Here is a 24,796-nt window from a genome sequence, read left to right as displayed (position 1 = left end):
ACCTTCCGGTCGGCGATGTCAGAGCAGTTCACGCCCGCGGGTCTCGGGCAGGCCGAGCAGCGCGAGTACGGCGAGACCGTAGCCGACCGCGCCGAACACCAGGGCCCCGCCGACGCCCCAGCTCGTCGTCAGGAACCCGACGAGCGTCGGGAAGAGCGCGCCGACGGGATGTTGGTGTACGCGAGGATCGCCGCGGCGGACAGCACCGCGAAGAGCGCGATGTTCTTCTTCCTGCCGAGCCGGTCGGTGAGGTAGCCGCCGGTCAGATAGCCGGTGAAGGCACCGGAGATGAGGAAGGCCAGATAGCCGCCGGTGCCGACGACGGTGAGCCCGCGCTCGCTCTTGAGGAAGGTGCGCACCCAGGTGGCGAGGGTGTAGTAACCGCCCTGCACCCCGGTGGACATCAGGGTCGCGAAGAGCGTCGTCCGCAGCAGGTCCTTGCGGAAGATCGCGGTGAACGAGCCCTTCCGCACGCCGGCGCGGCGCTGTTCGGCCGCCGCGGGCGCGTCGCTGACGTTGCGGCGTACGTAGACGATCAGCAGCGCGGGCAGCGCGCCTGTCCAGAACATCACCTGCCACGCGGTGTCCGCGTCCAGGAACTGGAAGACCAGGGTGCAGACGACGACCGCGAGCGCCCAGCCGGCCGCCCACGCGCTCTGCGCGGCGCCGAGCGTACGGCCGCGGTGCCGCCCCGAGGCGTACTCGGCGACGAGGATCGCGCCGACCGCCCACTCACCGCCGAAGCCCAGCCCCTGGAGAGCGCGGAAGACCAGCAGCGTCTCGTAGTTCGGCGCGAAACCGCACAGCACGGTGAAGACCGCGTAGGTGATCACCGTGATCATCAGGGCTCGCACCCGGCCGATCCGGTCGGCGAGCACACCGGCGACGGCGCCGCCGATGGCCGACACGACCAGCGTGACGGTGGTGAGCAGACCGGTCTGGCCGCTGTCGAGGCTGAGCACGCGCCGGAGAAGGGGCAGTGGAAGGACGTCTCCACCGCCAACATCCACTTCCACCGGGAACTGGTCGCCCTCGCCGGCAGCGCGCGCACCGACGAGCTGATGCGCGGCGTCCTGGCCGAACTGCGCCTCGCCTTCCACATCGTGGACGCCCCGCGCGCCCTGCACGAGCCGTACCTCACCCGTAACCGGCAACTCCTAGAAGAATCCCTGAAGGCGGGCGAGCGGGTCGGCACGGAACGCCTCCTCGCCGCCTATCTGGACGACTCGCGCGAGCAGGTCGTGGAGGTGTACGCGGGCCTGGTCGCCGACGAGCCGGCGGACAAGGACTGAGGTTCTGCGTCGTTTCGACCGTTGTCAGTGCGAGGACCTAATCTGTTCCCCGTGACTTCGCCTGCCCCGACGGACTTCGTTCCGCCCCAGTTCAGCGCGGGGCCGCGGCCCGCCCAGGGCCCGGCCGCCGACGAAGGGCTCGCGCGCCGCCTGCGCGCGCTCGCCTGCACCGCGCCGCTGCACGACCTGGACGCCCGCAAGGCCAATCTGGCGGGCGAGTACTCGGTGTACGCGATGGCGGAGGTCGCCCTCTCCGCCATCGACCTGGTCACGCTCAACATGGACTTCGACACCGGCGCCGACCACGAACAGATAGTGTCCAGGCTCCTTCCCCGCATCGCCGCCCAGGCCCCCCGCCGCCCGGCCGCGGAGCACGAACGCGTCGCCCGCTGGGTCCTGGAGAACCTGATCAACGTGGGCAGCGTGGACCGCGGCTTCCGCGCCGTCTACGGCACGTTCGGCACGGACGGCGTCTACACCCGCAGGGATTACGACTTCAAGCTGATCGAAGAGGTCCCGGGACACGGCGGCAGCGTCTTCCTCCGTACGACCGACGAAGCGGTCAACGTCCTGGTCGGCGCCCTCGACACGGACGTCACCAGCGCCCAGATCGCCGCCGAGGTCAAGCTGGAGGTCCTGATCAGCCGGGGCAGGCTGGCCGATGCCCAGCTCGCCGCCGAACAGGCCCGGTACCGGACCGTGCAGTACGCGGAGACGCTGCGCAGAACCCTGGAGGCGACCCGGCGCAACGTACGGGCCGTCGACTGGCTGAACGCCGTACCGGACATGATCGACGAGGCACTCGACCATGTCGCCGACCGGTACCGCCACGAGAACGCGATCCTGACGAACATCCGCAAGGCGCGGGACGAGGCGGAGACCGGCACCGACCCCAGGACGGCCGAGCACAAGCGGCGCGCGGCCGAACTCGTCGACATCGTCAAGGACTGCATCCGCCGCCACACCCAGCTCCAGTCCCGCCTCCTGGAGGCCGGCCCCCTCTTCCGGGCCGAACAGGACCGCCAGGCCTTCGCCCGGCCCGCCGCGCACACCGGACTCGACCTGTACGGACAGCTCGTCGCCCCGCTGCTGCCGCTCCCGGTGGAGCGGGCCGCCCGTGTCACCGACGCCTTCTTCGCCCGCGGCACGGGCCTGCGCACCCCGGCCTCCGTCCGGGTCGGCGACCTGATCGACCTGCTGCTGACCCCACCGGTGGAGCGCGAACACCTCGGCGCGGAGATGCCGGAACCGGACCTGATCGCGACCCCGGACGACAGCCGCTTCAGCGAGGAACAGCTCGCCAGCGCGAAGGAACTCCTCGACCTGGAACACGACGCGCCGCGCAGACTCTCCGGCCTCCTCGCGGAGGCCCGCCTGCGCGATCCGGAACTGCCCTACCTCGTCGCCCTCCTGGCCATCCACGCCGCCAGCCCCCCGGTGGGCACGGCCTACCGCCAGGGCGAGGAGCGCCTGCTCTTCGCGGTGGACGACGGCACCCCCCTGGACGACCCGGAGTTCGGCGGCGCGGACCTGATAGTCGGCACGGCCCTCCTGGACGCGGCAGGCATGACGGCGGACCGCACGGAGGCGGCATGACCGGCGCCGCGCACTCACCTCAAGCCGGGATGCCTGGTGGCGGCCCACCGGCCGGCAGGGCACCACACCCTCAGCCCGGTCGGTGCGTTGGGGCGACCCACCGGCGGGAGGGGGTCGGGGTCGGAGGAGGTGCGTGTCCGGACACTAAAGCGTGATTTGTGCCGCACAAGCGGCCCGCGCCCCCTGTTCCTCACCCCGCACGCGGCGTAAATCATGCCGTCCGGGCATGTGCCTCCGGAGGCCCCGGGCCCCGCACCCAGCCACGTACCCCAGCCGGACGGCACACCGCCCGCCACGGCACAGAATCAAGGAGCCACCCCGTGAGCGACCACCACGCCGAACCCCCCGCCGCGTGGCCCGACCCCACCGACCAGGCCCCGCCCGAGCCCTCCAGGCCGAGCACCGGCGGAGCGCTCACCCCCGCCGACGCCGCCGACGCCGCCCGCCTCGTCTCCTTCGGGCTCCAGCCCAAACTGCTGCCGGCCCGCGATGCCGAGTACACCGAACTGCTCCGCCGCTACCGCGAGGACCCCGCCTTCGCCCGCGTCGCCGACGCCGTCGCCACCGGGTTCGGACTCGTCGTCCTCGAAGTCTCCCCGCGCGCCGGCATGGCCGTCACCGCGGCCGAGGACTCGGTCTTCGCCGTCCGCATGGGCGACTACGCGCGCCGCGCCTCCACCGACTCCGCCGACCGCTTCCTGCACGGCCTGGCCCATCTCGCCGTCGCGGCCCTGGCCTTCCCCCGCCCCGAGGACCTCGCCGACGACGGATACATCGGCCGGATCACGGTCAACGGGGTGGACGCCTTCGTACGACAGGCCTGCCGCCGCCTGGAGGAGCGCGCCGAGCGGGACGGGGAGAACACCGACCCGTCGACCGACGCCCCCGGCCTGGAGGCCGCCTGGCGGACCTACGCACGGCGCAGCGCGACCGGCGCCACCAAGGACGCCCGCCGTCTCGCCGGCTCCACGACCGGCATCATCGGCAAGGCCGTCGCGTTCCTCACCGACTCCGGATTCCTCCAGCGCACCGGCGACGACGCCGGAGGCGCCTACCGCACCACCGCCCGCTACCAGCTCCAGGTGCGCGACATGGCGGGCCACGCGGCCCTCACCGAACTGCTGGAGCTGGGCGTCGTCCCCGTCACCGACGGCTCCGCCACCCTGCTGCCCCCGCCCGACGGCGACGACCTGGAACTGGCCGCCGACGCCGGCCTGCCCTTCCACGCCTGACACCCCGCCCACGCCCATCTGCCCCACCCACGGCCACCCGCCCCGCCATTCACCAGACGAGAGTCCGCCATGTACGAGCTGTCCCGGGTCCGCCTCTACTCCATCGGCCCCGCCGGCGCGCGCTACGCCGACACCGTGCTCGACCTGCGCGGAGTGGGCGCCCCCGTGCCCCACCCCGCGCCCACCCAGGCGGAGTTCTTCGAGGAGGAGCCGGTCGGCCCGCCCCGCCGCCCCGCCCCCGCGGGCGTGCTCTTCCTGGAGAACGGCGGCGGCAAGTCCGTCCTGCTCAAGCTGATCTTCTCGGTGATGCTGCCGGGACACCGCAACACACTCGGCGGTGCCAGCTCCGGCGTGCTGCGCAAGTTCCTGCTCGCGGACGACTGCGGCCATGTGGCCCTGGAGTGGCAGCACACCCTCACCGGGGAACTCGTCGTCGTCGGCAAGGCCAGCGAGTGGCGCGGCCGGCAGGTCTCCAACGACCCGCGGAAGTTCGCCGAGGGGTGGTACTCCTTCCGGCCCGGCCCCGGACTCAGCCTCGACTCGCTGCCGGTCGCCGAGTCCACCGCCGTCCGGCCGCCCGCCGAGGGGGTCTCCGGCGCGCGCGGCAGGCGTCGCACGATGAAGGGCTTCCGCGACGCCCTCACCGAGGCGGGGAAGTTCTACCCCCATCTGGACGTCCACTGGGAGGAGATCCACGACCGCTGGAACGAACACCTCGGCGATCTGGGCCTCGACCCCGAACTCTTCCGCTACCAGCGCGAGATGAACGCCGACGAGGGCGAGGCCGCCGGTCTCTTCGCCGTCAAGAAGGACTCCGACTTCACCGACCTCCTGCTGCGCGCCGTCACCGACACCCGGGACACCGACGGCCTCGCCGACCTCGTCGGAGGCTTCGGCAACAAGCTGGGCCGCCGCGCCGAACTCACCGCGGAACGCGACTTCACCGCCGGTTCCGTCGATCTCCTCGGCCGGATCGTGGCGGCGACCGAGACCCGCGCCCGCGCCCGCGACGTCCACGCGGGCGCCGAGCGCCGGGCCCGTACGCTCGTCACCCGGCTCACCGCGCGGGCCGGCGAGGAGCGCGGCCGGGCCGCCGACCTCGCCCAGCGGGTCACCGCCGCCGCCCACACCGTGACCGAGGCCGAGCGGTCGCGCGGCCACAGCGCGCTGATCGCCGCCGAACTCGCCTACCGGCACGCCTCCCTGGCGCTCACCGCCGCCGAGAAGCGCGCCGCTGCCCAGCGCCGGGAGCTCACCGACGCCCGTACGCTCCACTCGGCCTGGCAGGCCGCCGAGAGCGTGCTGCGCCACCGCGCGGCGTCCGACCGCTCCGCCCGCGTGGCCGCCGCGATCCGGGAGGCCGAACGGGACGCCGCGCCCGCGCTGGCCGCCCGCGCCACCGCCGCGGCCGATCTCGTACGGGCGCTGCACGCCGCCGCCGAGGAGGGCGAGCGCCTCGCGAACGAGGAGGAGGAGCGCTCCGCCACCCTCCAGGAGACCGGCGAGGCCGCCCACCGCGACGCGACCGCCGCCGCCACCGACGCACAGCGCGCCCGCAGCGAGGCCGGGCATCTGCGCCAGCGCCTCGCCGAGGTCGAGCAGGAGACGGCCGAGGCGGTCCGGGCCGGCTGGCTCGACGACTCCGCGCCCGACGCCGACCCGGCCCGTGCCGCACTCGCCGCCAGCGACGCGGAGAAGGCGGCCGTCGCCCTCTGGGACGCGGCTCGCGACGCGGCGCGTACGTCGGCGGAGCGCGCCAGGGAGGGCGCCTCCGCCGAATCCCGCGCCGAACTGGCCGCCGCCCGCGCCGCCGACGCCGCCCGCGCCGCCGAGCAGTCCTACGAGGCCGAGCGCCGCGCCGCCGAGTCCATCGCTGGGGACGAACGCCTCGCCGAACTGCTGAGCCTGCCCACGACCGTGACGGCCCTGACCACGTCGCAGGCGGGGGTCCCGGGGCAGCGCACCGGCACGGACCCGGCGCCCGACGGGACGACGAACGCGACGTCGGCCGGGACGCAGACCGGTCCGCAGACCGGGACGCAGGCCGGGACGCAGACCGGGGCGCGGAACACGGCGCCCGACGGCCCCGCGGCCCGTCGGCCCGGGGCGTCCCCGCACTCCTCCGAGGGCCCGCTGAGCCCCGAGGAGCTGGACCGGTACGCCGACGAGCTGCGCGAACTCCTTGACCAGGGCATCGCCGCCGCCGAGCGGAACCTCTTCGAGCTGCGGACCGCCGCCGCCGACGACGCGCGGATCCTCGGCGCCCTCGGCGACGGCGGGCTGCTGCCGCCGGGCCCCGACGTGCTGGCCACGGTCGAATTCCTCGGCGAACACGGCATCCCCGCGCTGCCCGGCTGGCGCTATCTCGCCCAGGCCGTCGACCCCGCCGACCACGCCGCCGTCCTGGCCGCCAGGCCCGAGCTGGTCGACGGCGTCGTGATCACCGACCCCGACTCGCACGCCCGCGCCCGGGAGGCGCTCGCCGGCGCCGCGCTGCTGCCGCGCTCCACCGTGGCCGTCGGCACCGCCGCCGCGCTGCTGGCCCCGGTGCCGCCGCCGGGCGTGGAAGGTACCGAGGACAGCGGGGCTCTCGGCGTCTTCCTCGTACCGCCGAACCCGGCCATGCACGACGAGCACGCCGCCGACGAGGAGCGGCAGACGCTGCGCGCCCGCGCCGCCGCCCGCGACGAGGAGATCCGTACCCTCGCCGCCCGGCTGACCGGCGACCGCTCGCTCGCCGCCCGGATCGGCTCCTGGCGCGCCGACTGCCCGCCCGGCATGCTCACGGAGCTGTCCGCCGCCGCGGCCACGGCCCGGGAGAGCGCGGAGACGGCCGCGGCGGCGCTCGCGGAGGCCCGTACGGTACGGGCCGAGGCGGACGAGGCCGCCGCCGACACCGCCCGGGTCCGCGACGAACGCCAGGAGGCCGCCCAGCGCGCCCGCCGGGCCGCCGACGTGCTCTCCGGGCTCGCGCACCGGCTCCGTGAACGCGCCGGATGGCAGGCCAAGCTCCGGGAACTGGCCGACGACGCCACCGAGTACGAGGCGCGCGCGGCCGTCTGCCTGGAGCGGGCCCGCGCCGCCGACGAGGACCGCAGGGCCGCCCAGCGCGCGGGTGACGACGCCCGCCGGACCGCACGCGCCCTGCGCGCCGAGCGCGCCGAGATCGCCGGCGCCCCCGAGACGATCCCCGAGGCGGCGCCGGACGCCCCGCGTGCCGCGCTGCCCGCCCTGCGCGAGGCCTATCGCGCGGCCTCGCAGCTGTACGAGAAGGTGGGCGTCGGCGCCGACCTGCGCGCCGAACAGGCCCGCGCCGAGGGCGACGAGAGCGCCGCCCTCGCCGAACTGGACCGGCTCACCAACAAGGTCCGTACCCGCGCCGGGCAACTGCTCGAATCCACCGACGGAGCCGACGGGCCCTCCCGGCAGGCCGCCGCGGCCCGCGCCGAGTCCCTGGTCCAGATGCTGGAGTCGCGCGCCTCGGCCGCCAGTGAGCAACTGGGCCGGTTCCGCGGCGAGGCCGAGCGGCTGGCCCCCGCCGACGGCGACACCCACACCGAACTCCCCGAGGACCAGGTCCCGGCCGACGCCGAGCAGGCGCAGATCCTGCTCCGTACCGCCACCACCGAACTGGCCGTACGGACCGACGCGCTGGAGACGGCGCGGGCCGCCCACAGCGAGCTGCTGTACACGCACCGCGCCGCCGAGGAGGCGGCGGGCGGCTTCGACGAGACCGCGGCCCTCCTGCGCGACCTGCTGCGCGGCGCCGTCACCGAGGAGACCGGCCCCGAGGAGGCGCCGCGCCCGCCGGAGCCCTATCCGGGCACGCTGGAGGAGGCCCGCGGGTCCACGGGCGAGGCCCGCCGGGCGCTGCGCGGCTGCGCGGCCGACCTCTCGGCGGCGGAGGCGGGTGTACGGGAGGCGTGCGACGTGCTCGTACGGCACGCCAACTCCACCCGGTACGAGCAGGTGCGTACCCCCGCGCGCCAGCAGATCCGCGAGCTCCCGGCCGCCGCGCTGCCCGAGCACGCGGCGGCGTGGGCACAGGCGTTCGCACCCCGGCTGAGGGTGCTGACGGACGAGCTGGCGCAGTTGGAGCGCAACCGCGACTCCATCGTCGACCGGTTGCGTGGTCTGGTCGACTCCGCGCTGACGACGCTCCGTTCGGCCCAGCGGCTCTCCCGGCTGCCCGAGGGCCTGGGGGAGTGGTCGGGGCAGGAGTTCCTGCGGATCCGCTTCGAGGAGCCGGACCGCGCGACGCTCACCGAACGGCTGGGCGAGGTCGTCGACGAGGCGACCCGCGCCGCCCTCAAGAAGAACTCCGACCTCCGCAGGGACGGCATGTCCCTGCTGCTGCGCGGCGTCCAGGCCGCCCTCGAACCCAAGGGCATCGCCGTCGAGATCCTCAAGCCCGACGCCGTGCTGCGCGCGGAGCGCGTCCCCGTCGGTCAGATGGGCGACGTCTTCTCCGGCGGTCAGCTGCTGACCGCCGCGATCGCTCTGTACTGCACGATGGCGGCGCTCCGCAGCAACGACCGGGGGCGCGACAAACACCGGCACGCGGGCACGCTCTTCCTCGACAACCCGATCGGCCGTGCCAACGCCACGTACCTGCTGGAGCTGCAGCGCGCGGTCTCGGACGCGCTGGGGGTGCAGCTCCTCTACACCACGGGTCTCTTCGACACGACGGCGCTCGCCGAATTCCCGCTGGTCATCAGGTTGCGCAACGACGCGGATCTGCGCGCCGGGCTGAAGTACATCAGTGTGGAGGAGCACTTGCGTCCCGGGCTGCCGCAGCAGGACCCGGACGGTGAGCCCGTGCACGGCGAGATCACCGCGACCCGCATGTTCAAGCGAACCCCCGACCCGGCCGCCACACCAGCCCCGGCCTCCACGCCGCCCCCGGCCCCGGACCTGGCCCCAGCCCCGGACTCCGCCCGGATCCCGGCCCCGGCCGCCACGCCAGCCCCGGCTCCAGCTCCGTCGGACACCGGAGAGGGCCGGGTGGTCAGGCCGTCTTGAGCCCGGCCCCCGCCTGTTCCTCGCCCAGGGCGGCGGCGCCCGCCGGCGGTATCCGTACCCCCTCGCGCGCCGCCTTCCTGTCCGCCCGCCGCGCCCTGCGCCGCTCGCGGCGCAACTGGCGTGCCGTACTGCTGGGCACGGACACCACTCCGTAACGCTGGTTCCACACCTGGCGTGTCACCCAGACGTCCAGCACACCCCACGTCGCGACCACCGTCGAGGCCACACTGCTGAGCACCATCGGGAAGGCCAGCCAGGACCCCGCGAGCGTGCTGAGAAACGCAATCATGGCCTGAATCAGTGTCACCGCGGTGATGATGACCGCCCGGACCGCGGCCGTCCTGACCGGATCCGGCATGCGGTAGGACCGCGCGGGCTCCTCGACCCACAACCCGCGCGAGACCCGCTCGAACTCCCCCGCCCGCACCGAACCCCGTCGTTCATCCGTCTGCTGCATGGACCGTCACTCCCCAACCCCGCTGTCCGTCCCAAGGGGGACTGCCCGGCTCGTCACGCTTCACGCCACTTCGGAATCGAACCGATTCCGAACGGTGATGCGCGAACCGCCCGTAGCGCTCCGGACTTCCCCCTGATCCCCGTACATAACGACGAATGTCCACCCACGAAGATTCCCGTCCGGGCCGTCATCGGACCGTCACTCGGCCGTCAAGCGAACGATTTCGGCCATCTGTCTTGACCAGTACGTGTCTTCCCTCGTGGCCTCCATACATCAGAGGCGGAAGCCATCTCGCCGAATACCGGGACAACTCATGATCAAGGAGGCAGGGGACGGCTGAAAAACATCCGGACGTGTCTTCGAGTTGCCGGTGTGACAGTAGTAGGCTCGCGCCGTTTGCTGACGAAGTATCTCCCGCATCAGGCGGGGATCGACCAGGGGGAGGCCATGCGCTTTCGCGGGAAATCCATCCGCCGGAAGATCGTGGCGCTGCTGCTCGTGCCGCTCATCGGGCTCACCGTTCTCTGGGGGCTCGCGACGACGCTCGCCGGCACCCCGGCCAAGCAACTCGTCGACGTCAGCTACGCGATCGAGAAAATCGGCCACCCGGTGGAGGACAGCATCCGGGTCCTCCAGAGCGAGCGCCGCCAGACGCTGATCTTCCTGGCGGACCCCGAGGCCGTCGACTCGCTCACCGAGCTCCGCAGCCGCCGCAGCGACACGGACCGGGCGCTGACCACGATCAGACGTAACGCTGCGTCCGGCGTGCGGGACCGGATGGACAGCATCACCTCCGACCGGCTCGGCAGGCTCCTCGGCGACCTGGACGGTCTCGACCTGATGCGCCGGTCAGTCGAGGAGAGCACGGTCACCCGTGAGGGTGCCCTCGACTTCTACAACAAGCTCATCGACCCCGGTCACAACGTCCTCGCCTCCCTCTACAGCAACGAGGACATGGACGGCGACAACTGGGGCCGTGCGCTGATCGGCCTGGACCGCGCCAAGGAGATGCTCTCCCGGGAGGACGCGCTCGTCGCCTCCGCGCTGGTCGGCCGCGAGATGACCGCCGAGGACCTGCGCCGTACCTCCGACCTGGTCGCCAACCGCGTCCTGCTCTACGAGTCCAACCTGGCCGACCTGCCGCTCTCCGACCGCGCGACGCTGGAGCAGTACTGGCGGACCCCCGCCACCCTGGAACTGCGCGAGACCGAGGACCGCCTCATCGCCGCCGGGCCGGCCAAGAACCCGAAGTCGGTCAGTGCCAGGAGCTGGCAGCGGATGACGGCCTCCGTCCTCAGCGACCTCACCGACGAGAGCGCGGAGGCCAGTTCCCTCTACCGGGACCACATCGACCCCGTCCGCCAGGACGTCTTCGTCAGAACCGGCCTCGCCGCGGCCCTGGGCCTGCTCACCCTCCTCATCTCCATCTTCGTCTCCACCCGCGTCGGCCGTGACCTGATCCGCGACCTCTCCCGGCTCCGCAAGGAGGCCCACGAGGTCTCCGGCGTGCGCCTCCCGAGCGTCATGCGCAGGCTCGCCGCGGGCGACCCGGTCGACGTGGAGACCGAGGCGCCGCGTCTCGAATACGACAGGGACGAGGTCGGCCAGGTAGGCCAGGCCCTCAACACCCTTCAGCGCGCCGCCGTCGAGGCCGCCGTCAAACAGGCCGACCTGCGGCGCGGCGTCTCCGAGGTGTTCGTCAACCTCGCCCGCCGCAACCAGGTCCTGCTCCACCGCCAGCTCACGCTCCTCGACACCATGGAGCGCCGTACCGAGGACACCGAGGAGCTGGCCGACCTCTTCCGCCTCGACCACCTCACCACCCGTATGCGGCGCCACGCCGAAGGCCTGGTGATCCTCTCCGGCGCCGCCCCCTCCCGCCAGTGGCGCAAGCCCGTCCAGCTCATGGACGTCGTACGCGCGGCCGTCGCGGAGGTCGAGGACTACGAGCGCATCGAGGTCCGCAGGCTCCCGAGGATCGGTGTCGGCGGCCCCGCGGTCGCGGACCTCACGCACCTCATCGCCGAACTCCTGGAGAACGCCACGGTGTTCTCACCCCCGCACACCGCGGTGCAGGTGCACGGCGAGCGGGTCGCCAACGGCTTCACCCTGGAGATCCACGACCGCGGCCTGGGCATGGCCCCCGAGGTGCTGCTCGACGCGAACCTCCGGCTCGCGGAGACCCCCGAGTTCGAACTGTCGGACACCGACCGGCTGGGACTGTTCGTCGTCAGCCGGCTCGCCCAGCGGCAGAACGTACGGGTCTCCCTCCAGCCGTCCCCGTACGGCGGGACGACGGCGATCGTCTTCCTGCCCGTCGCGCTGCTCACCGACGCCCCCGAGACGGAGGGCACCGGCTTCCGGCTCGACCGGAAGAACGCCCTGGAACGGGGGCGCGGCCGCGCCGACTCCGGCGGCGGGCGGCGTACCGCCCTGGCGCAGGTCCCCACCGGACTGGGCAGCGGCCCGTCCGTGCTCGACGGCCCGGTCGAACTCGAAGCACCGGTCGGTGCTCTGGGTGCCGACAGCGGGCCGGTAATCGGCGGAGGTGACGGCATCGGCGATCTCGATGACACGGAGAGCGAGCGTGGCGGCCTGTTCCGCGCGCGCGAGCGCCTCCGCGACACCGCCCACAGCACACCCGACGCCCACGCCCGGCGTGAGGGACGTGACGGTTACGAGGTACGGGACACTCGCGACGGCCGCGACGCCCGAGGCGACCTGTACGACGTACGGGACGCCCGGATGAGCCGCGACGAACTGCGCGAGCTCCGCGACGAGAACCGCCGCGACGACAACCGCGACAGCCGTGACGGCCGCGACTTCCGCGACCGGCGTGACGGCCGGGTCACCCCGGCTCCGCGTGGCCGGCACACCCGGCAGGACCCCGGGGCCGACACCGGATCCGGATCCGCCGACGAGCCGGTCCTGCCCCGTCGCAAGCCCCCGACCCTGGTCGCCGACCGCGGGCGCCGGGTGGACGAGCCGGAACGCGGTCACCCGGCACAGGACCAGCCCGCCCCCGGCGGGACGGGCGGGCGCGGCTGGTCCGGCATCCCGCCGCAGACCACCCGCCGTGCCGGGACCGGGGCCGAGGCCGGGACCGGGACACCCTCGGACCAGGCACCGGCCATGATCGACGGACTGCCCCGCCGGGTCCGGCAGGCCAGCCTGGCCCCGCAGTTGAGGGACGTCGCGCAGGACAGGAATTCCGGCCAGGGGCCCGGCGAGGGCCGGCCCGTCGAGCAGGAGCGGGACGCGGACGAGGTCCGCAGCCGTATGGCGTCGCTCCAACGCGGCTGGCAGCGCGGTCGTCGGCAGAACGACGCCGAGGACTCCAGCGCCCGGGTCGAGACACAAGGAAACACATCGGAGGGGGACGGTCGATGACCGCACCGAATGTCGCAGCACGCTCCACCGACCCCAATGGCGCGGGAGAGCTCAACTGGCTGCTCGACGAGTTGGTCGAGCGCGTCGCCAGCATCCGTAAGGCAGTGGTCCTCTCCGGGGACGGCCTCGCCACCGGCACGTCGAAGGACCTGACGCGTGAGGACGGCGAGCACCTCGCGGCCGTCGCCTCCGGATTCCACAGCCTGGCCAAGGGCGTGGGCCGGCACTTCGAGGCCGGCCGGGTCCGGCAGACCGTCGTCGAACTCGACGACGCCTTCCTCTTCGTCACCGCGGCGGGTGACGGCAGCTGCCTCGCCGTGCTCTCCGACGCGGACTCGGACGTCGGTCAGGTCGCCTACGAGATGACGCTCATGGTCAAGCGGGTCGGGGTCCACCTGGGCACGGCCCCACGGACCGGCCTGCCCGCCGGAGGGTGAGTGGGCTGAGATGAGTGACTCAGGTCAGGATCCGCAGCACTGGTTCGACGGCGAAGCCGGACCGGTGGTGCGTCCGTACGCGATGACGCGTGGCCGCACCAGCAGCGCGACGCGCCACCAGCTCGACCTGATCGCGCTCGTCGTATGCGAACCCGAGGCCGGCGACCCCGGCCGGGACCAGACGCTCTCCCCGGAACACGTGGAGATCGTGGATCGCTGCTACACGAGTCCCCAGTCGATCGCCGAACTCTCGGCGGGCCTCGATCTCCCCGTAGGGGTGGTCCGGGTGCTCGTCGGGGATCTCGTCGAGGACGAAATCGTGCGTGTAACCCGTCCCGTTCCGCCGGCCGAGCTGCCGGACGTGAGCATTCTCCGCGAGGTGATCAATGGTCTTCGGGCGCTCTAGCCGCAGGCAGCGTCCGGTCGATCCGGTGGCGCTGAAGATCCTCGTAGCGGGGGGCTTCGGGGTGGGCAAGACCACCCTGGTCGGCGCCGTGAGCGAGATCAGGCCGCTCCGTACGGAAGAGATGCTGAGCGAGGCCGGCCGGCCCGTCGACGACGTCGACGGCGTCGAGTCCAAGACGACCACCACGGTCGCCATGGACTTCGGCCGGATCACCCTCCGCGAGGACCTCGTGCTGTACGTCTTCGGCACGCCCGGGCAGGACCGGTTCTGGTTCCTCTGGGACGAACTGGCCCAGGGGGCCCTGGGCGCCGTCGTGCTGGCCGACACCCGGCGGCTCGCGGACTCGTTCGCCGCCGTCGACTACTTCGAACGGCGCGGCATTCCCTTCACGGTCGCCGTCAACTGCTTCGAGGGGGCCGACCGCTTCCCCGGCGAGACCGTACGCTCGGCGCTCGACCTCGACCCCGAGGTCCCGCTGGTGATGTGCGACGCGCGCGAACGCGAGTCCGTCAAGGAGGTGCTGGTCTCGGTGGTCGAACACGCCATGACCCGCGCGGCCCTGTCGCGTGAGCACGCGCCCACCTCCTGACCGACCCCCGCCCCCTCCGGCCCCTCTCCGGCACGAGAACCGGAGACGGGCGCCCGGCGTCCCCCACCGCGGGGGACGGCCGGAGCCCACGGGGGTGGTCCCGGCCGTCCCGCGCCGTTCTCCGGACTCAGCGGCCGAGAACCGAGCCCCATGCCACCGGGAAGTCGAAGTAGCGGTCCGGGAACGTCTCCGGCTTGTGGGTGAAGTGCCACCACTCCTCGGGCAGGTTGGTGAATCCCACCTCGGCCAGGGCCGACTTCAGGAGCTGCCGGTTCGCCCGCTGGGCACCCCGCACGCGCGGGTCGTCGGTGTGCGAGAGCGTGTCGAAGCAGTCGAAGCCCGTTCCCATGTCGACGGAGTTGTCCGGAAACCGCTGCTTCTTCGGTCCGTAGCACGGAGTGAGGGGTTCGCCCGGTACGTACGGACGCGTCGGCAGGGCCGGCAGCCTCACCAGCGTCAGGTCCACCGTGGAACCGCGGCTGTGCCCGGACTTCTCCGCGATGTAACCGTCCTCGAACAGCCGTGACTTGTCGACGCGCGGATAGAACTCCGCCTTCATGCGCTCGTCCTGGAGATCCTTCGCCCAGCGCACGAAGTGGTCCACGGCCCGCTGTGGCCGGTAACAGTCGTACACCTTCAGGGAGTAGCCCTTCCGCAGCAGTCGCCACTGCGCCGTGCGCAGCGCCTCGGCGGTGGACCGGGTGACGATACAGACCGGTTCCCGGTAGCCGTCCACCGGCCGGCCCAGGAAGGTGTGCCCGGTCGGATAGCGCATCTCCTGGATGATCGTCGGAGCGACCGTGCGCAGGGCGACGAACTCCGCGGGCGCGGTCGGCTCGGAGCGGACCGCGGCGGGCGCCGCTCCGAGCCGTGCGACGGAGGACGCTCCGGCACTCGGGGCGGGCGTGATGACAGTGAGCAGCGCGGCGGCGCAGGCGGCCGTGACGGCCAGGGCGCGGCGCGGGAACGCGATTCTTGTCATGACCACATGGATCTATCAGCTTCACGGGCGAGGGGAAAGGGCGATCGCATACAGTCCGCCCCATCGGGTGGTCCCGGCCATGTCCGGTACGGTCCGGCCGTGTCGGGTACGGTCCGGCCGTGTCCGGTACGGTCCCGGCGCGTCCCGTACGGCCCCGGCGTGTCCGGTACAGTCCCGGCGTGTCCGAGCCCCGGAAGAAGACCGACCCCCACGCGTACTGCGGCCACTGCGGCGCCCCGTACCCCGCGGTCGCCGACTGGCCCCGCACCTGCCCGGCCTGCGGCGCCACCGCCTACCGCAACCCGCTGCCCGTCGCCGTCGCCCTGCTGCCGGTGACCGACCACGAGGGCACCTCCCTGGTCGTCATCACGCGCACCATCGAACCCGCGTACGGCGGCGTCGCCCTCCCCGGCGGATTCGTCGACCACCGGGAGGACTGGCGCCACGCCCTCGTCCGCGAACTCCGCGAGGAGACCGGCATCGAGGCCGACGAGCGGGACGTCACGTTGGCCGACGCGCTCAGCTCACCCGACGGCCATCTCCTCCTCTTCGGCCTCCTCCCGGAACGCCCGGCCGCGAGCCTGCCGCCCTCGGTCCCCACGGCCGAGACCTCGGGCCTGCACCTGCTGCGGGCCCCCGCCGAACTGGCGTTCCCGCTCCACACGGAGGCGGTACGGGCCTGGTTCGCCGGCCGCTACGCCACCGGGCCACGCGGCTGACCGTACGTCGGAACGGGGCTCCGGCGGCTGTCGGACCCCGGGGCCTGCCGGGCGCCCCGGCCGCATGGGCCCGGTCGGCCCGGTCGGCCCGGCCGCCCGGTCAGCCGGCGGCCCGGCCCCGGACCCGTACCGGCCACCGCGGGGGCACCGCGCCCCCGTCCGTCACCCGCTCGACCCGGACGGCGCCGTCCACCAGCCGCGAGGTGTACCGCTCCACCCGGGGCTCGGGCTCCTCCCCCTCGGCCCGGCCCACCGCGCCCCGCTCCGCCCCGCCGACGGTCCCGTCTGCCCCGCCGACCGCCTCGCGCCCGGGAGCCACGTCCCCCGCGTCCTCCGCCGGCTTGTCGCCACCGTCCTCCGGATCCAGCACCACCAGCCCGCCGCCCGCGCGCCCCCCGGCCGGAGTCCACACCTCCAGCTCCATGCCCCCGTCCGCACCCCGTACCGGAATCACCGCACCCGCCCGGGCCAGCACCGGAATACGGGACGGCGGCGCGTCCAGCAGCACCTGGCCGGGCCCCTCGTACGCCTGCTCCGTCACCGTGTCGTACCACCGCCCACGCGGCAGCCGCACCGCCCGCCGGTCCGCGCCCCGCGTCAGCACCGGCGCCACCAGCAGCGCGTCACCCAGCAGGAACGCGTCCTCGCAGTCGCGCAGCGCCCGGTCCTCCGGCGCGCCCCACCACAGCGGCCGGACGTACGGCGCCCCCGTCAGCCGCGCGAGCTGAGCCAGCGTCACGAAGTACGGCCGCAGCCGCTCCCGCTCGTCGAGCGCGGCCCGCGCGTGCTCCAGCACCCGGGGGCCGAACTCCCACGGCTCCCTGCGCCCCGCGTCGATCGCCGCGTGCGTACGGAACAGCGGCAGATACGCGCCGAGCTGGAACCAGCGCAGATACAGCTCGGGCGACGGACTCCCGTCGAAACCGCCCACGTCGGGACCCGAGTACGGCACCCCGCACAGCCCGAGCCCCAGCACCAGCGCGAGCGAGGCGCGCAGCCCGGGCCACCCCGTCGACACATCACCGGACCACGTCCCGCCGTACCGCTGCATCCCCGCCCAGCCCGAGCGCGAGAACAGGAACGGCCGTTGCTCGGGGCGCAGCCGCCGCAGCGCCTCGTACCCCGCCCGCGCCATCGTCAGCGCGTACACGTTGTGGGCCTCACGGTGATCGCCGCCCCGGCCCTCCAGCGCGTGCCGGGCCGAGCGCGGCAGGGTCGGGTCGCCGAACGGCGCGAAGGACACCGGCTCGTTCATGTCGTGCCACACCCCGGCGAACCCCTGCGCCAGCCGCTCCTCGTACAGCTCGCCCCACCAGTCGCGCACCGCCGGATCGGTGAAATCCGGGTAGACGCACTCACCGGGCCAGACGACGCCCCGCACCGGGCGCCCGCGCGCGTCCCGTACGAACGCCCCGCCGTCCCCGGGGGCGTCCGCGAGCGCGCGCCCGCTGTCGTACACCGCGTTCCCCGGCTCCGCCTTCACCGCCGGATCGACGATCGAGACCAGCCGCACCCCCTCCGCCCGCAACTCGGCCGCGAGCCCCGGCAGATCGGGGAAGCGCTCGCGGTCCACCGTGAAGACCTGGTGCGCGTCGTAGTGGTCGATGTCCAGATGGACCGCCGACAGCGGCAGATCCCGTTCGCGGTACCCCGCCACGATCCGCCGCACCTCCCGCTCGCTGCCGAACCCCCAGCGCGCGTGCTGCGGACCGAGCGCCCAGGACGGCGGCGCCACGGGCGCGCCGCTCAGCGCCGTCCAGCCGTGCAGCACCCGCGCCGGGGTGCCGGTCACCACCCAGCAGCGCAGCGGCCCGCCCTCCATCCGCAGTTCGGCGGTGCCCGGCCGGTCGTGCCCGGAGCCCGCGCCCTCCTCTCCCTCGCGCAGCGTGACCCGGCCGTCCCAGGAGTTGTCGTGGAAGGCGAGGTGCGTACCCGCGTCGGCCACGACGACCTGCACCGGCATCGTCACGTACAACGGATCGTCCCCCGGACCGAACCCGCCGCCCGGATCCGTGTTCCACAGCCGGTACGTGCCGTCCCGCAGCCGCGGCCCCGACGCCCGCCCGCCCAGCCCGAAGAACCGCGCGTCCGCCGCCACCTCCGTCCGCTGCACCCAGCGCGCGCCGCCGCCCGCCACCGGCTCCCACCAGCGGGGCGGCAACTCCCGGCGGAGCACCACACCCCCCGGCGTACGGACCTCCACACCACCGTGGCGTGACACCGCCACCGTCACCCGCTCCGACACGACCCGCCAGCCGCCGTTCTTGTCCGGTTCGAGACCGGCCCGCGGATCCGGCTCCGGCGGGGCACCGGCCAGCCCGTACGACGGCAGCGGACCCGCCCCGTCCCACCCCCAGAAGACCGCGCCGCCCACCATGACGCACACCCGCAGCTCCGCCCGCGCGAACCGCACCGTCCCACCGCCCGGCAGCGGCTCGGCCCCCGTGACCGGCCCCGGCACCCGGGCCCGCTCCGGACCGCGCGGCGCCAGCTCCCGGGCGTCCGCCCGCCGCCCACGCCACGCGGACCGTACGGAGCGCAGCCCCCGCACCGATCCGACCACTCTCATCGAACGCACCAGTTCCCGACCGTCCATGCTGCTCAGCCTGCCATCCGGGTCGCCTCCGGGGGACTCCGTTCAACTCCCGTTCACCCGTGGCGCCCCCGGTCCGACATCACGGACGGAACCTGGTGCCACGGACGATCACGTGGCATCGTCCCTACCACGTCACCGAGTCACCACGCACCGAGTCACCGCGCACCACGTCACCACACGCGCGTCACCACGTCACACGTGACCACTGCCGAGCCAGCCGGGAGCCGCCCCATGACCGCAGCCGCCAGCCCCGACACCCCCCTGTGGCAGCCGAGCCAGGACCGGGTCGCCACGGCCCGGATCACCCGCTTCCAGAGCTGGGCGGCCGAGCGGTACGGCGCACCGGCCGACGGCGGCTACGCGGCACTGCACCGCTGGTCGGTCGAGGAGCTGGAGACGTTCTGGGCCGCCGTCGCCGACTGGTTCGACATCCGGTTCGCCACCCCGTACGAACGCGTCCTGGGCGACCGCGCCATGCCCGGCGCCCAGTGGTTCCCTGGCGCCACCCTCAACTACGCGGAGCACGCCCTGCGTACGGCGGACGACCCGGCCCGCGCCCAGGAACCGGCGCTCCTGTACGTCGACGAGACGTCCGAGCAGACCGCGGTGAGCTGGGCGGAGCTGCGCCGCCAGGTGACCGCGCTCGCGGCCCGGCTGCGCGAGCTCGGCGTACGCCCGGGGGACCGCGTCAGCGGCTACCTCCCCAACATCCCGCAGGCCGTCGTGGCGTTCCTCGCCACCGCGGCCGTCGGCGGGACCTGGACCTCGTGCGCGCCCGACTTCGGCGCCCGCGGCGTCCTCGACCGCTTCCAGCAGGTCGAACCCGTCGTCCTCGTCACCGTCGACGGCTACCGCTACGGCGGCAAGGAGCACGACCGCACCGGGACCGTCGCGGAACTCCGCCGCGAACTGCCCACCCTGCGGGCCGTGGTCCACATCCCTCTGCTCGGCACACCGGCGCCGGACGGCACCCTCGACTGGACGGACGTCGTCGCACCGCCCGAGGACCCCTCGGCCGGGCCGGCGGCCCTCGACTACGAGCACGTCCCCTTCGACCACCCCCTGTGGGTCCTCTACTCCTCCGGCACCACCGGCCTGCCCAAGGCGATCGTCCAGTCCCAGGGCGGCATCCTCCTCGAACACGTCAAACAACTCGGCCTCCACTGCGACCTGGGCCCCGAGGACCGCTTCTTCTGGTACACCTCCACCGGCTGGATGATGTGGAACTTCCTCGTCTCCGGGCTGCTCACCGGCACCACGGTCGTGCTGTACGACGGCAGCCCCGGCTACCCCTCCGTCGACGCCCAGTGGGCCGTCGCCGAGCGGACCGGCGCCACTCTCTTCGGCACCTCGGCCGCGTACGTCATGGCCTGCCGCAAGGCCGGCGTGCACCCGGGGCGTGACCACGACCTCTCGCGCGTCGGCTGCGTCGCCACCACCGGATCGCCGCTGCCGCCCGACGGCTTCCGCTGGCTCCACGACGAGGTCGCCGCGGATCTGTGGATCGCCTCCGTCAGCGGCGGCACCGACGTGTGCAGCTGCTTCGCCGGGGCCGTCCCCACCCTCCCCGTCCACGTGGGGGAACTCCAGGCACCCTGCCTCGGTACCGACCTCCAGGCCTGGGACCCCGAGGGCCGGCCGGTCGTCGGCGAGGTCGGCGAACTGATCGTCACCCGGCCCATGCCGTCCATGCCCGTCCGCTTCTGGAACGACCCCGACGGCAGCCGCTACCGCGACAGCTACTTCGAGATGTTCCCGGGCGCCTGGCGCCACGGCGACTGGATCACCCTCACCGACCGGGGATCCGTCATCATCCACGGCCGCTCCGACTCCACCCTGAACCGCCAGGGTGTCCGGATGGGCTCCGCCGACATCTACGAAGTCGTCGAACGCCTCCCCGAGATCAGGGAATCCCTGGTCATCGGAGTGGAGGAGCCGGACGGCGGCTACTGGATGCCGCTCTTCGTCCAGCTCGCCGAGGGCGCCGTACTCGACGACGCACTGCGTGACCGTGTCCGGCGGACGATCCGCGAACAGCTCTCCCCACGCCATGTCCCCGACGAGATCGTCGAAGTCCCCGGCGTCCCGCACACACTGACGGGCAAACGCATCGAGGTCCCCGTCAAGCGCCTCCTCCAGGGCACACCGCTGGACAAGGCCGTCAACGCCGGCTCCGTCGACAACCTCGAACTGCTCCGTTTCTACGAGAGGCTCGCCCGCGAACGCCCCTGATCCCGGCGGCGGGCCGCCCGTTGTCAGACCCCCCAATTACTCTGAGTGAGCAAAGATCGACCGTGTTCAGGGGGAGTCATGACGCACACCGACCGCAAGCACATTGACCGTACGCACACCGACCGCACGCGCACCCGTGCGGCCAGGCGCCGCGCGCTGCGCCGTGAAGTCCCGAGCATCGTCGGCCTGTTGGCCGACGAGCGGGACTTCACCGCGATGCGGAGCTATCCCAGCTTCACCTTCGACGACCACGCGGCCTATCTCCGGCAGCTCGACGGGCTGCTGAGGGCGCTCGCCGCACAAGGGGTGCACACCACCGTCGCCCTCTTCGACCCGGAGGAGTTCGCGGAGTACTGCGAGGAGACGGGGCTCGACCCGGACACCCCGGACAGCCGCAGCCGCTTCACCGCCGCCATCCCGGCGAGCGGCGCCGCCGTCGCCTACACGGGCCAGCCCATCGACACCCTCGTCCCGCAGCTGGTCAACACCGCGATCCGCAAGGCCACCTGGGAGTACGTGACGACGCTCCTCGCCGACCTCGGCACCTGCGCGCAGTGCGGAGAGGACATCGGAACCGCGGCCTTCGACCGCGCCTCCCACATCCTGCTGCGCCTGCTGGAGGAGGCGGGACCCGGCACCCACCACCTCGTGTGCAGCGTCCCCGCGGGCGACGAACAGCTCCTGGCCGTCCTGCACGTGGAACGCGCGGAGGGCGCGGAGGGCGCGTCGCCGTCCGGCGGCGCCACGGTGCCCGAGGACATCGCGTCCCTGGACGGCGAGGCGGCCCGCCTCGACGCGTCCGAGGCGGCCGAGTTCGTCAGCGTGCTCGCGGCGGGCATCGCCCTGGAGAGCGCCGGGGGAGTGGTGCTCCGTACGACGGAGCCGGGCACCCCGGACCGGCTGCGCGGCTGGCGCCTCGCCGCCGGGAGCCTCGTCCCCCTCACCGAGGGCGAGGTCTTCAGCGCCTACTGCACCGACGCGGACACCGGCGAGCCGCTCTCACCCGAGCCGGGCGTGGAGTACTGCGCCGGCTTCGACCTCCACCTCGACGAAAGCGGCCCCCACCACTAGAACCCACTGGACCACTGGAATCCACTGGAAGTCGAGGCCAAGAAGAAGGGGCTTCCTGCCGTGCACGGCAGGAAGCCCCTCAGGAACCGGAACCCGGATCACCGGCTCATTCGCCGGACAGCACCGCCTGGGCGGCCTTCCTGGCCTCCTCCGCGGAGTCCGTCGCCCGTGCCGCGGCCGCGGCACGCTCGCACTGCGCCAGCGTGTGCTTGGCCAGCGCGGACCGGACATAAGGAATCGAGGCCGCGCCCATCGACAACGACGTCACACCGAGACCGGTGAGCACACAGGCGAGCAGCGGATCGGCGGCCGCCTCGCCGCACACACCGCAGCTCTTGCCCTCGGCCTTCGCGCCCTCGGCCGACAGCGCCACCAGATCGAGCAGCGCGGGCTGCCACGGGTCCTGGAGCCGGGAGACGGCGCCCACCTGCCGGTCGGCGGCGAAGGTGTACTGCGCCAGGTCATTGGTCCCGAGCGAAAGGAACTCGACCTCCTGAAGGATCGACCGGGCCCGCAGAGCGGCCGACGGAATCTCCACCATCGCACCGAACTTCGCGTTCAGCCCCGCCTCGCGGCACGCGTCAGCGAACGCCTTGGCGTCGGCGCGGTCGGCCACCATCGGCGCCATGACCTCCAGATACACCGGCAGTCCGGCCGCCGCCTTCGACAGCGCGGTGAGCTGGGTGCGCAGCACATCGGGATGGTCCAGCAGGCTCCGCAGCCCGCGCACACCCAGCGCCGGGTTGGGCTCGTCGGCGGGGGTCAGGAAGTCCAGCGGCTTGTCCGCGCCGGCGTCCAGCACCCGTACCACCACCCGGCCCTGCGGGAACGCTTCGAGGACCTTGCGGTACGCCTCGACCTGCTTCTCCTCGGAGGGGGCCCGCTCGCTGTCGTCCAGGAACAGGAACTCGGTACGGAACAGACCGACGCCCTCCGCCCCCGCCTCGACCGCGGCCGGTACATCCCCGGGCCCGCCCACATTCGCGAGCAGGGGCACCTTGTGCCCGTCGGAGGTCGCGCCGGGCCCGGTGGACGCCGAGAGCGCGGCCTTCCGCGCGGCGGCGGAGGCCTCCAGCTCGGCGCGCTTCGCGGCGTCGGGGTCGACGAAAATCTCTCCCGTACTGCCGTCGACCGCGATCACGGTGCCTTCGGCGATCTCTCCCGCACCCGGCAGCGCGACGACGGCGGGCACTCCGAGCGCCCGCGCGAGGATCGCGCTGTGGCTCGTCGGCCCGCCCTCCTCGGTCACGAAGCCGAGCACCAGAGCCGGGTCGAGCAGCGCCGTGTCCGCCGGCGCGAGATCGCGCGCGATCAGTACGTACGGCTCGTCGCTGTCCGGCACACCGGGCATCGGAACCCCCAGCAGCCGGGCGACGATACGATTCCGCACATCGTCCAGGTCCGCGACGCGCCCGGCCAGGTACTCACCGGCTCCGGCGAGCAGCGCCCGGTACGAGGCGAAGGCGTCGTAGACACCGCGCTCGGCCGTGGACCCGACGGCGATACGCCGCTCCACGTCGGCCATCAGCTCGGGGTCCTGCGCCATCAGCGCCTGGGCCTCCAGCACGGCCTGGGCCTCTCCGCCGGCCAGATTGCCCCGGGCCATCAGATCGGCGGCCACCGCCTCGACAGCCTGGTGGGCGCGCCCCTGCTCGCGCTCCGCCTCCTCCGCCGCGATCTGCTTGGCCGGCGGTTCGAGCACCGCGGTCCCCATGTGCCGGACCTCGCCGATCGCCACTCCGTGGCTGACCCCGACGCCTCGCAGAGTTGTCTCCATTTCACCCGTCTCCGGTTATGCGGCGACCGACTCGCCGCGATGGATGTACGACGGACGCCCCGCGCCCGTCACTGACATACGTCGGCGGCGTCACTGCCAGCCGAACAGCGCGTCGCCGGTCTTCACGTCGCCGTCCTCCCGGAGATCGTCGAGCGCGTCGGCGGTGGCCTCCAGAGCCACGACCGGGCAGATCGGCGACTTGCCGGCCAGCTCGACCGCGGCGGGGTCCCAGCGCACGATTCCCTGCCCACGGCTGACCGTGTCGCCCTTGTCGACGAGCAGTTCGAAGCCCTCACCGTTGAGCTGCACCGTGTCGATGCCGAGGTGGGTCAGTACCCCGTGTCCCTCGTCGTCCACGACGACAAAGGCATGGGGATGCAGGGAGACGACGACCCCGTCCACCGGTGAGACGACCTCGCCGGGCGCCCGCTCCGGATCGATGGCGGTGCCGGGCCCCACCATCGCGCCGGCGAAGACCGGGTCGGGGACGGCGGGCAGTCCGACGGCGCGTCCGGGCAGCGGGGCCGAGACGAGGGTCATGGGGAGCCTCCCAGGGGGCGGGGAAAGAAGCAGGAGCCGTCGTCACCGTCCGTAGGGGAACGACGCGCTGTTCAGAAGGGTAAGTCATAGGAAGTGACGGTTCCGAGTAAGAGCTGCCGGTTGGCGGGCCTCGGGAGCACCGGAAACGATTTGCCTGTCCCGACCGGAGGGATGTACTGTCGTACTCCTGCCTGACACCAACACGACTTCGAGTCGGGGGTCGGCGGCATCTATCAAGCCTTGATCGTCATTCGGACTCCGCTTTTGCATGCCTGCGGAACGGTTGGTCAGGAAGTCGAAAAAGACCTGATAGAGTTTGAAGCACGAAATGCCGAAGGGAAGCGCCCGGAGGAAAGCCCGAGAGGGTGAGTACGAAGGAAGCGTCCGTTCCTTGAGAACTCAACAGCGTGCCAAAAGTCAACGCCAGATATGTTGATACCCCGACCTCCCGGAATGTT

The 24,796-nt window shown here is 73.1% G+C and carries 16 protein-coding genes and 2 pseudogenes; 11 read left to right on the top strand and 7 right to left on the bottom strand.

Annotated features, from left to right (window positions below):
* Positions 1–18 precede the first annotated feature (18 nt).
* Positions 19–992, bottom strand: a pseudogene (locus tag ACFTZC_RS40065) (MFS transporter); the annotation flags it as partial.
* Between ACFTZC_RS40065 and ACFTZC_RS40060 the strand changes: the two are divergent.
* From ACFTZC_RS40060 to ACFTZC_RS40045, 4 genes and pseudogenes are all read left to right on the top strand, one after another.
* Positions 936–1,292: pseudogene (locus ACFTZC_RS40060) on the top strand (FCD domain-containing protein); the annotation flags it as partial. The pseudogenes ACFTZC_RS40065 and ACFTZC_RS40060 overlap by 57 nt on opposite strands.
* Before the next feature lie 51 nt (positions 1,293–1,343).
* On the top strand, positions 1,344–2,888 hold the full coding sequence (locus tag ACFTZC_RS40055; protein ID WP_382898815.1) for a hypothetical protein: 1,545 nt from the start codon (positions 1,344–1,346) through the stop codon (positions 2,886–2,888).
* Between the two features lie 320 nt (positions 2,889–3,208).
* Complete coding sequence (locus tag ACFTZC_RS40050; protein WP_382898814.1) at positions 3,209–4,120, top strand: hypothetical protein; 912 nt, start codon at positions 3,209–3,211, stop codon at positions 4,118–4,120.
* Positions 4,121–4,189: 69 nt separating this feature from the next.
* A complete protein-coding gene (locus ACFTZC_RS40045) occupies positions 4,190–9,142 on the top strand; it encodes a hypothetical protein (protein ID WP_382898812.1) in 4,953 nt (1,650 codons plus the stop codon).
* Here the strand turns inward: ACFTZC_RS40045 and ACFTZC_RS40040 are convergent.
* A complete protein-coding gene (locus tag ACFTZC_RS40040) occupies positions 9,129–9,599 on the bottom strand; it encodes a hypothetical protein (protein ID WP_382898810.1) in 471 nt (156 codons plus the stop codon). The two genes, ACFTZC_RS40045 and ACFTZC_RS40040, sit on opposite strands and share 14 nt — an antisense overlap.
* 447 nt (positions 9,600–10,046) lie before the next feature.
* Here ACFTZC_RS40040 and ACFTZC_RS40035 point away from each other — a divergent pair, with 447 nt between their 5' ends.
* The 4 genes from ACFTZC_RS40035 to ACFTZC_RS40020 are packed head-to-tail and all read left to right on the top strand — an operon-like array spanning position 10,047 to position 14,421.
* Positions 10,047–12,989, top strand: a complete 2,943-nt coding sequence (locus ACFTZC_RS40035) for a nitrate- and nitrite sensing domain-containing protein (RefSeq protein ID WP_382898809.1) — start codon at positions 10,047–10,049, stop codon at positions 12,987–12,989.
* Positions 12,986–13,426, top strand: a complete 441-nt coding sequence (locus ACFTZC_RS40030; protein ID WP_329828359.1) for a roadblock/LC7 domain-containing protein — start codon at positions 12,986–12,988, stop codon at positions 13,424–13,426. Before ACFTZC_RS40035 ends, ACFTZC_RS40030 begins: the two co-directional genes overlap by 4 nt.
* A 10-nt stretch (positions 13,427–13,436) precedes the next feature.
* A complete protein-coding gene (locus tag ACFTZC_RS40025; protein WP_329828358.1) occupies positions 13,437–13,832 on the top strand; it encodes a DUF742 domain-containing protein in 396 nt (131 codons plus the stop codon).
* Complete coding sequence (locus tag ACFTZC_RS40020) at positions 13,813–14,421, top strand: ATP/GTP-binding protein (RefSeq protein WP_382898807.1); 609 nt, start codon at positions 13,813–13,815, stop codon at positions 14,419–14,421. The genes ACFTZC_RS40025 and ACFTZC_RS40020 overlap by 20 nt, the downstream gene beginning before the upstream one ends.
* A gap of 127 nt (positions 14,422–14,548) precedes the next feature.
* On the opposite strand, the gene ACFTZC_RS40015 is transcribed toward ACFTZC_RS40020, so the two are convergent.
* Positions 14,549–15,403 carry a M15 family metallopeptidase gene (locus ACFTZC_RS40015; RefSeq protein WP_382898806.1) on the bottom strand — a complete coding sequence of 285 codons (855 nt, stop codon included), beginning with the start codon at positions 15,401–15,403 and terminating at the stop codon, positions 14,549–14,551.
* A 179-nt stretch (positions 15,404–15,582) separates the two neighbouring features.
* Between ACFTZC_RS40015 and ACFTZC_RS40010 the strand changes: the two genes are divergently transcribed.
* Entirely contained in the window at positions 15,583–16,122 is a 540-nt protein-coding gene (locus ACFTZC_RS40010) for an NUDIX domain-containing protein (protein ID WP_382898804.1), read from the top strand.
* Positions 16,123–16,222: 100 nt separating this feature from the next.
* Here the strand turns inward: ACFTZC_RS40010 and ACFTZC_RS40005 are convergent, their stop codons facing one another.
* On the bottom strand, positions 16,223–18,718 hold the full coding sequence (locus ACFTZC_RS40005; protein WP_382898802.1) for a TIM-barrel domain-containing protein: 2,496 nt from the start codon (positions 18,716–18,718) through the stop codon (positions 16,223–16,225).
* Positions 18,719–18,949: 231 nt separating this feature from the next.
* Here ACFTZC_RS40005 and ACFTZC_RS40000 point away from each other — a divergent pair, with 231 nt between their 5' ends.
* The gene (locus ACFTZC_RS40000) at positions 18,950–20,950 is read left to right on the top strand and encodes an acetoacetate--CoA ligase (protein ID WP_382898800.1); all 2,001 of its coding nucleotides are present in this window, start codon (positions 18,950–18,952) and stop codon (positions 20,948–20,950) included.
* Between the two features lie 78 nt (positions 20,951–21,028).
* Complete coding sequence (locus ACFTZC_RS39995; RefSeq protein ID WP_382898798.1) at positions 21,029–22,021, top strand: hypothetical protein; 993 nt, start codon at positions 21,029–21,031, stop codon at positions 22,019–22,021.
* 106 nt (positions 22,022–22,127) lie between these two features.
* Here the strand turns inward: ACFTZC_RS39995 and ptsP are convergent, their stop codons facing one another.
* The 3 genes from ptsP to ACFTZC_RS39980 all read right to left on the bottom strand — a co-directional run.
* A complete protein-coding gene (gene ptsP, locus ACFTZC_RS39990; RefSeq protein WP_382898796.1) occupies positions 22,128–23,798 on the bottom strand; it encodes a phosphoenolpyruvate--protein phosphotransferase in 1,671 nt (556 codons plus the stop codon).
* Between the two features lie 90 nt (positions 23,799–23,888).
* A complete protein-coding gene (locus ACFTZC_RS39985; protein ID WP_382898794.1) occupies positions 23,889–24,338 on the bottom strand; it encodes a PTS glucose transporter subunit IIA in 450 nt (149 codons plus the stop codon).
* Positions 24,339–24,585: 247 nt separating this feature from the next.
* Positions 24,586–24,796, bottom strand: a 211-nt coding sequence (locus tag ACFTZC_RS39980) for a hypothetical protein (RefSeq protein WP_382898793.1), incomplete at its 5' end; no start/stop codon positions are given.

Origin of the sequence: Streptomyces sp. NPDC056987 (genome assembly GCF_042673865.1) — a bacterium.
Classification (GTDB): domain Bacteria; phylum Actinomycetota; class Actinomycetes; order Streptomycetales; family Streptomycetaceae; genus Streptomyces.
Note: the sequence above shows the minus strand (reverse complement) of the source record. Positions and strands in the feature narration are given on the sequence as shown.

Excerpts from the sequence above, each read along its gene's own strand:
- ACFTZC_RS40045 (WP_382898812.1), top strand. The coding sequence starts at position 4,190 with ATGTACGAGCTGTCCCGGGTCCGCCTCTACTCCATCGGCCCCGCCGGC.
- ACFTZC_RS40040 (WP_382898810.1), bottom strand. The coding sequence starts at position 9,599 with ATGCAGCAGACGGATGAACGACGGGGTTCGGTGCGGGCGGGGGAGTTC.
- ACFTZC_RS40035 (WP_382898809.1), top strand. The coding sequence starts at position 10,047 with ATGCGCTTTCGCGGGAAATCCATCCGCCGGAAGATCGTGGCGCTGCTG.
- ACFTZC_RS40030 (WP_329828359.1), top strand. The coding sequence starts at position 12,986 with ATGACCGCACCGAATGTCGCAGCACGCTCCACCGACCCCAATGGCGCG.
- ACFTZC_RS40025 (WP_329828358.1), top strand. The coding sequence starts at position 13,437 with ATGAGTGACTCAGGTCAGGATCCGCAGCACTGGTTCGACGGCGAAGCC.
- ACFTZC_RS40020 (WP_382898807.1), top strand. The coding sequence starts at position 13,813 with ATGGTCTTCGGGCGCTCTAGCCGCAGGCAGCGTCCGGTCGATCCGGTG.
- ACFTZC_RS40015 (WP_382898806.1), bottom strand. The coding sequence starts at position 15,403 with ATGACAAGAATCGCGTTCCCGCGCCGCGCCCTGGCCGTCACGGCCGCC.
- ACFTZC_RS40005 (WP_382898802.1), bottom strand. The coding sequence starts at position 18,718 with ATGGACGGTCGGGAACTGGTGCGTTCGATGAGAGTGGTCGGATCGGTG.
- ACFTZC_RS40000 (WP_382898800.1), top strand. The coding sequence starts at position 18,950 with ATGACCGCAGCCGCCAGCCCCGACACCCCCCTGTGGCAGCCGAGCCAG.
- ACFTZC_RS39995 (WP_382898798.1), top strand. The coding sequence starts at position 21,029 with ATGACGCACACCGACCGCAAGCACATTGACCGTACGCACACCGACCGC.
- ptsP (WP_382898796.1), bottom strand. The coding sequence starts at position 23,798 with ATGGAGACAACTCTGCGAGGCGTCGGGGTCAGCCACGGAGTGGCGATC.
- ACFTZC_RS39985 (WP_382898794.1), bottom strand. The coding sequence starts at position 24,338 with ATGACCCTCGTCTCGGCCCCGCTGCCCGGACGCGCCGTCGGACTGCCC.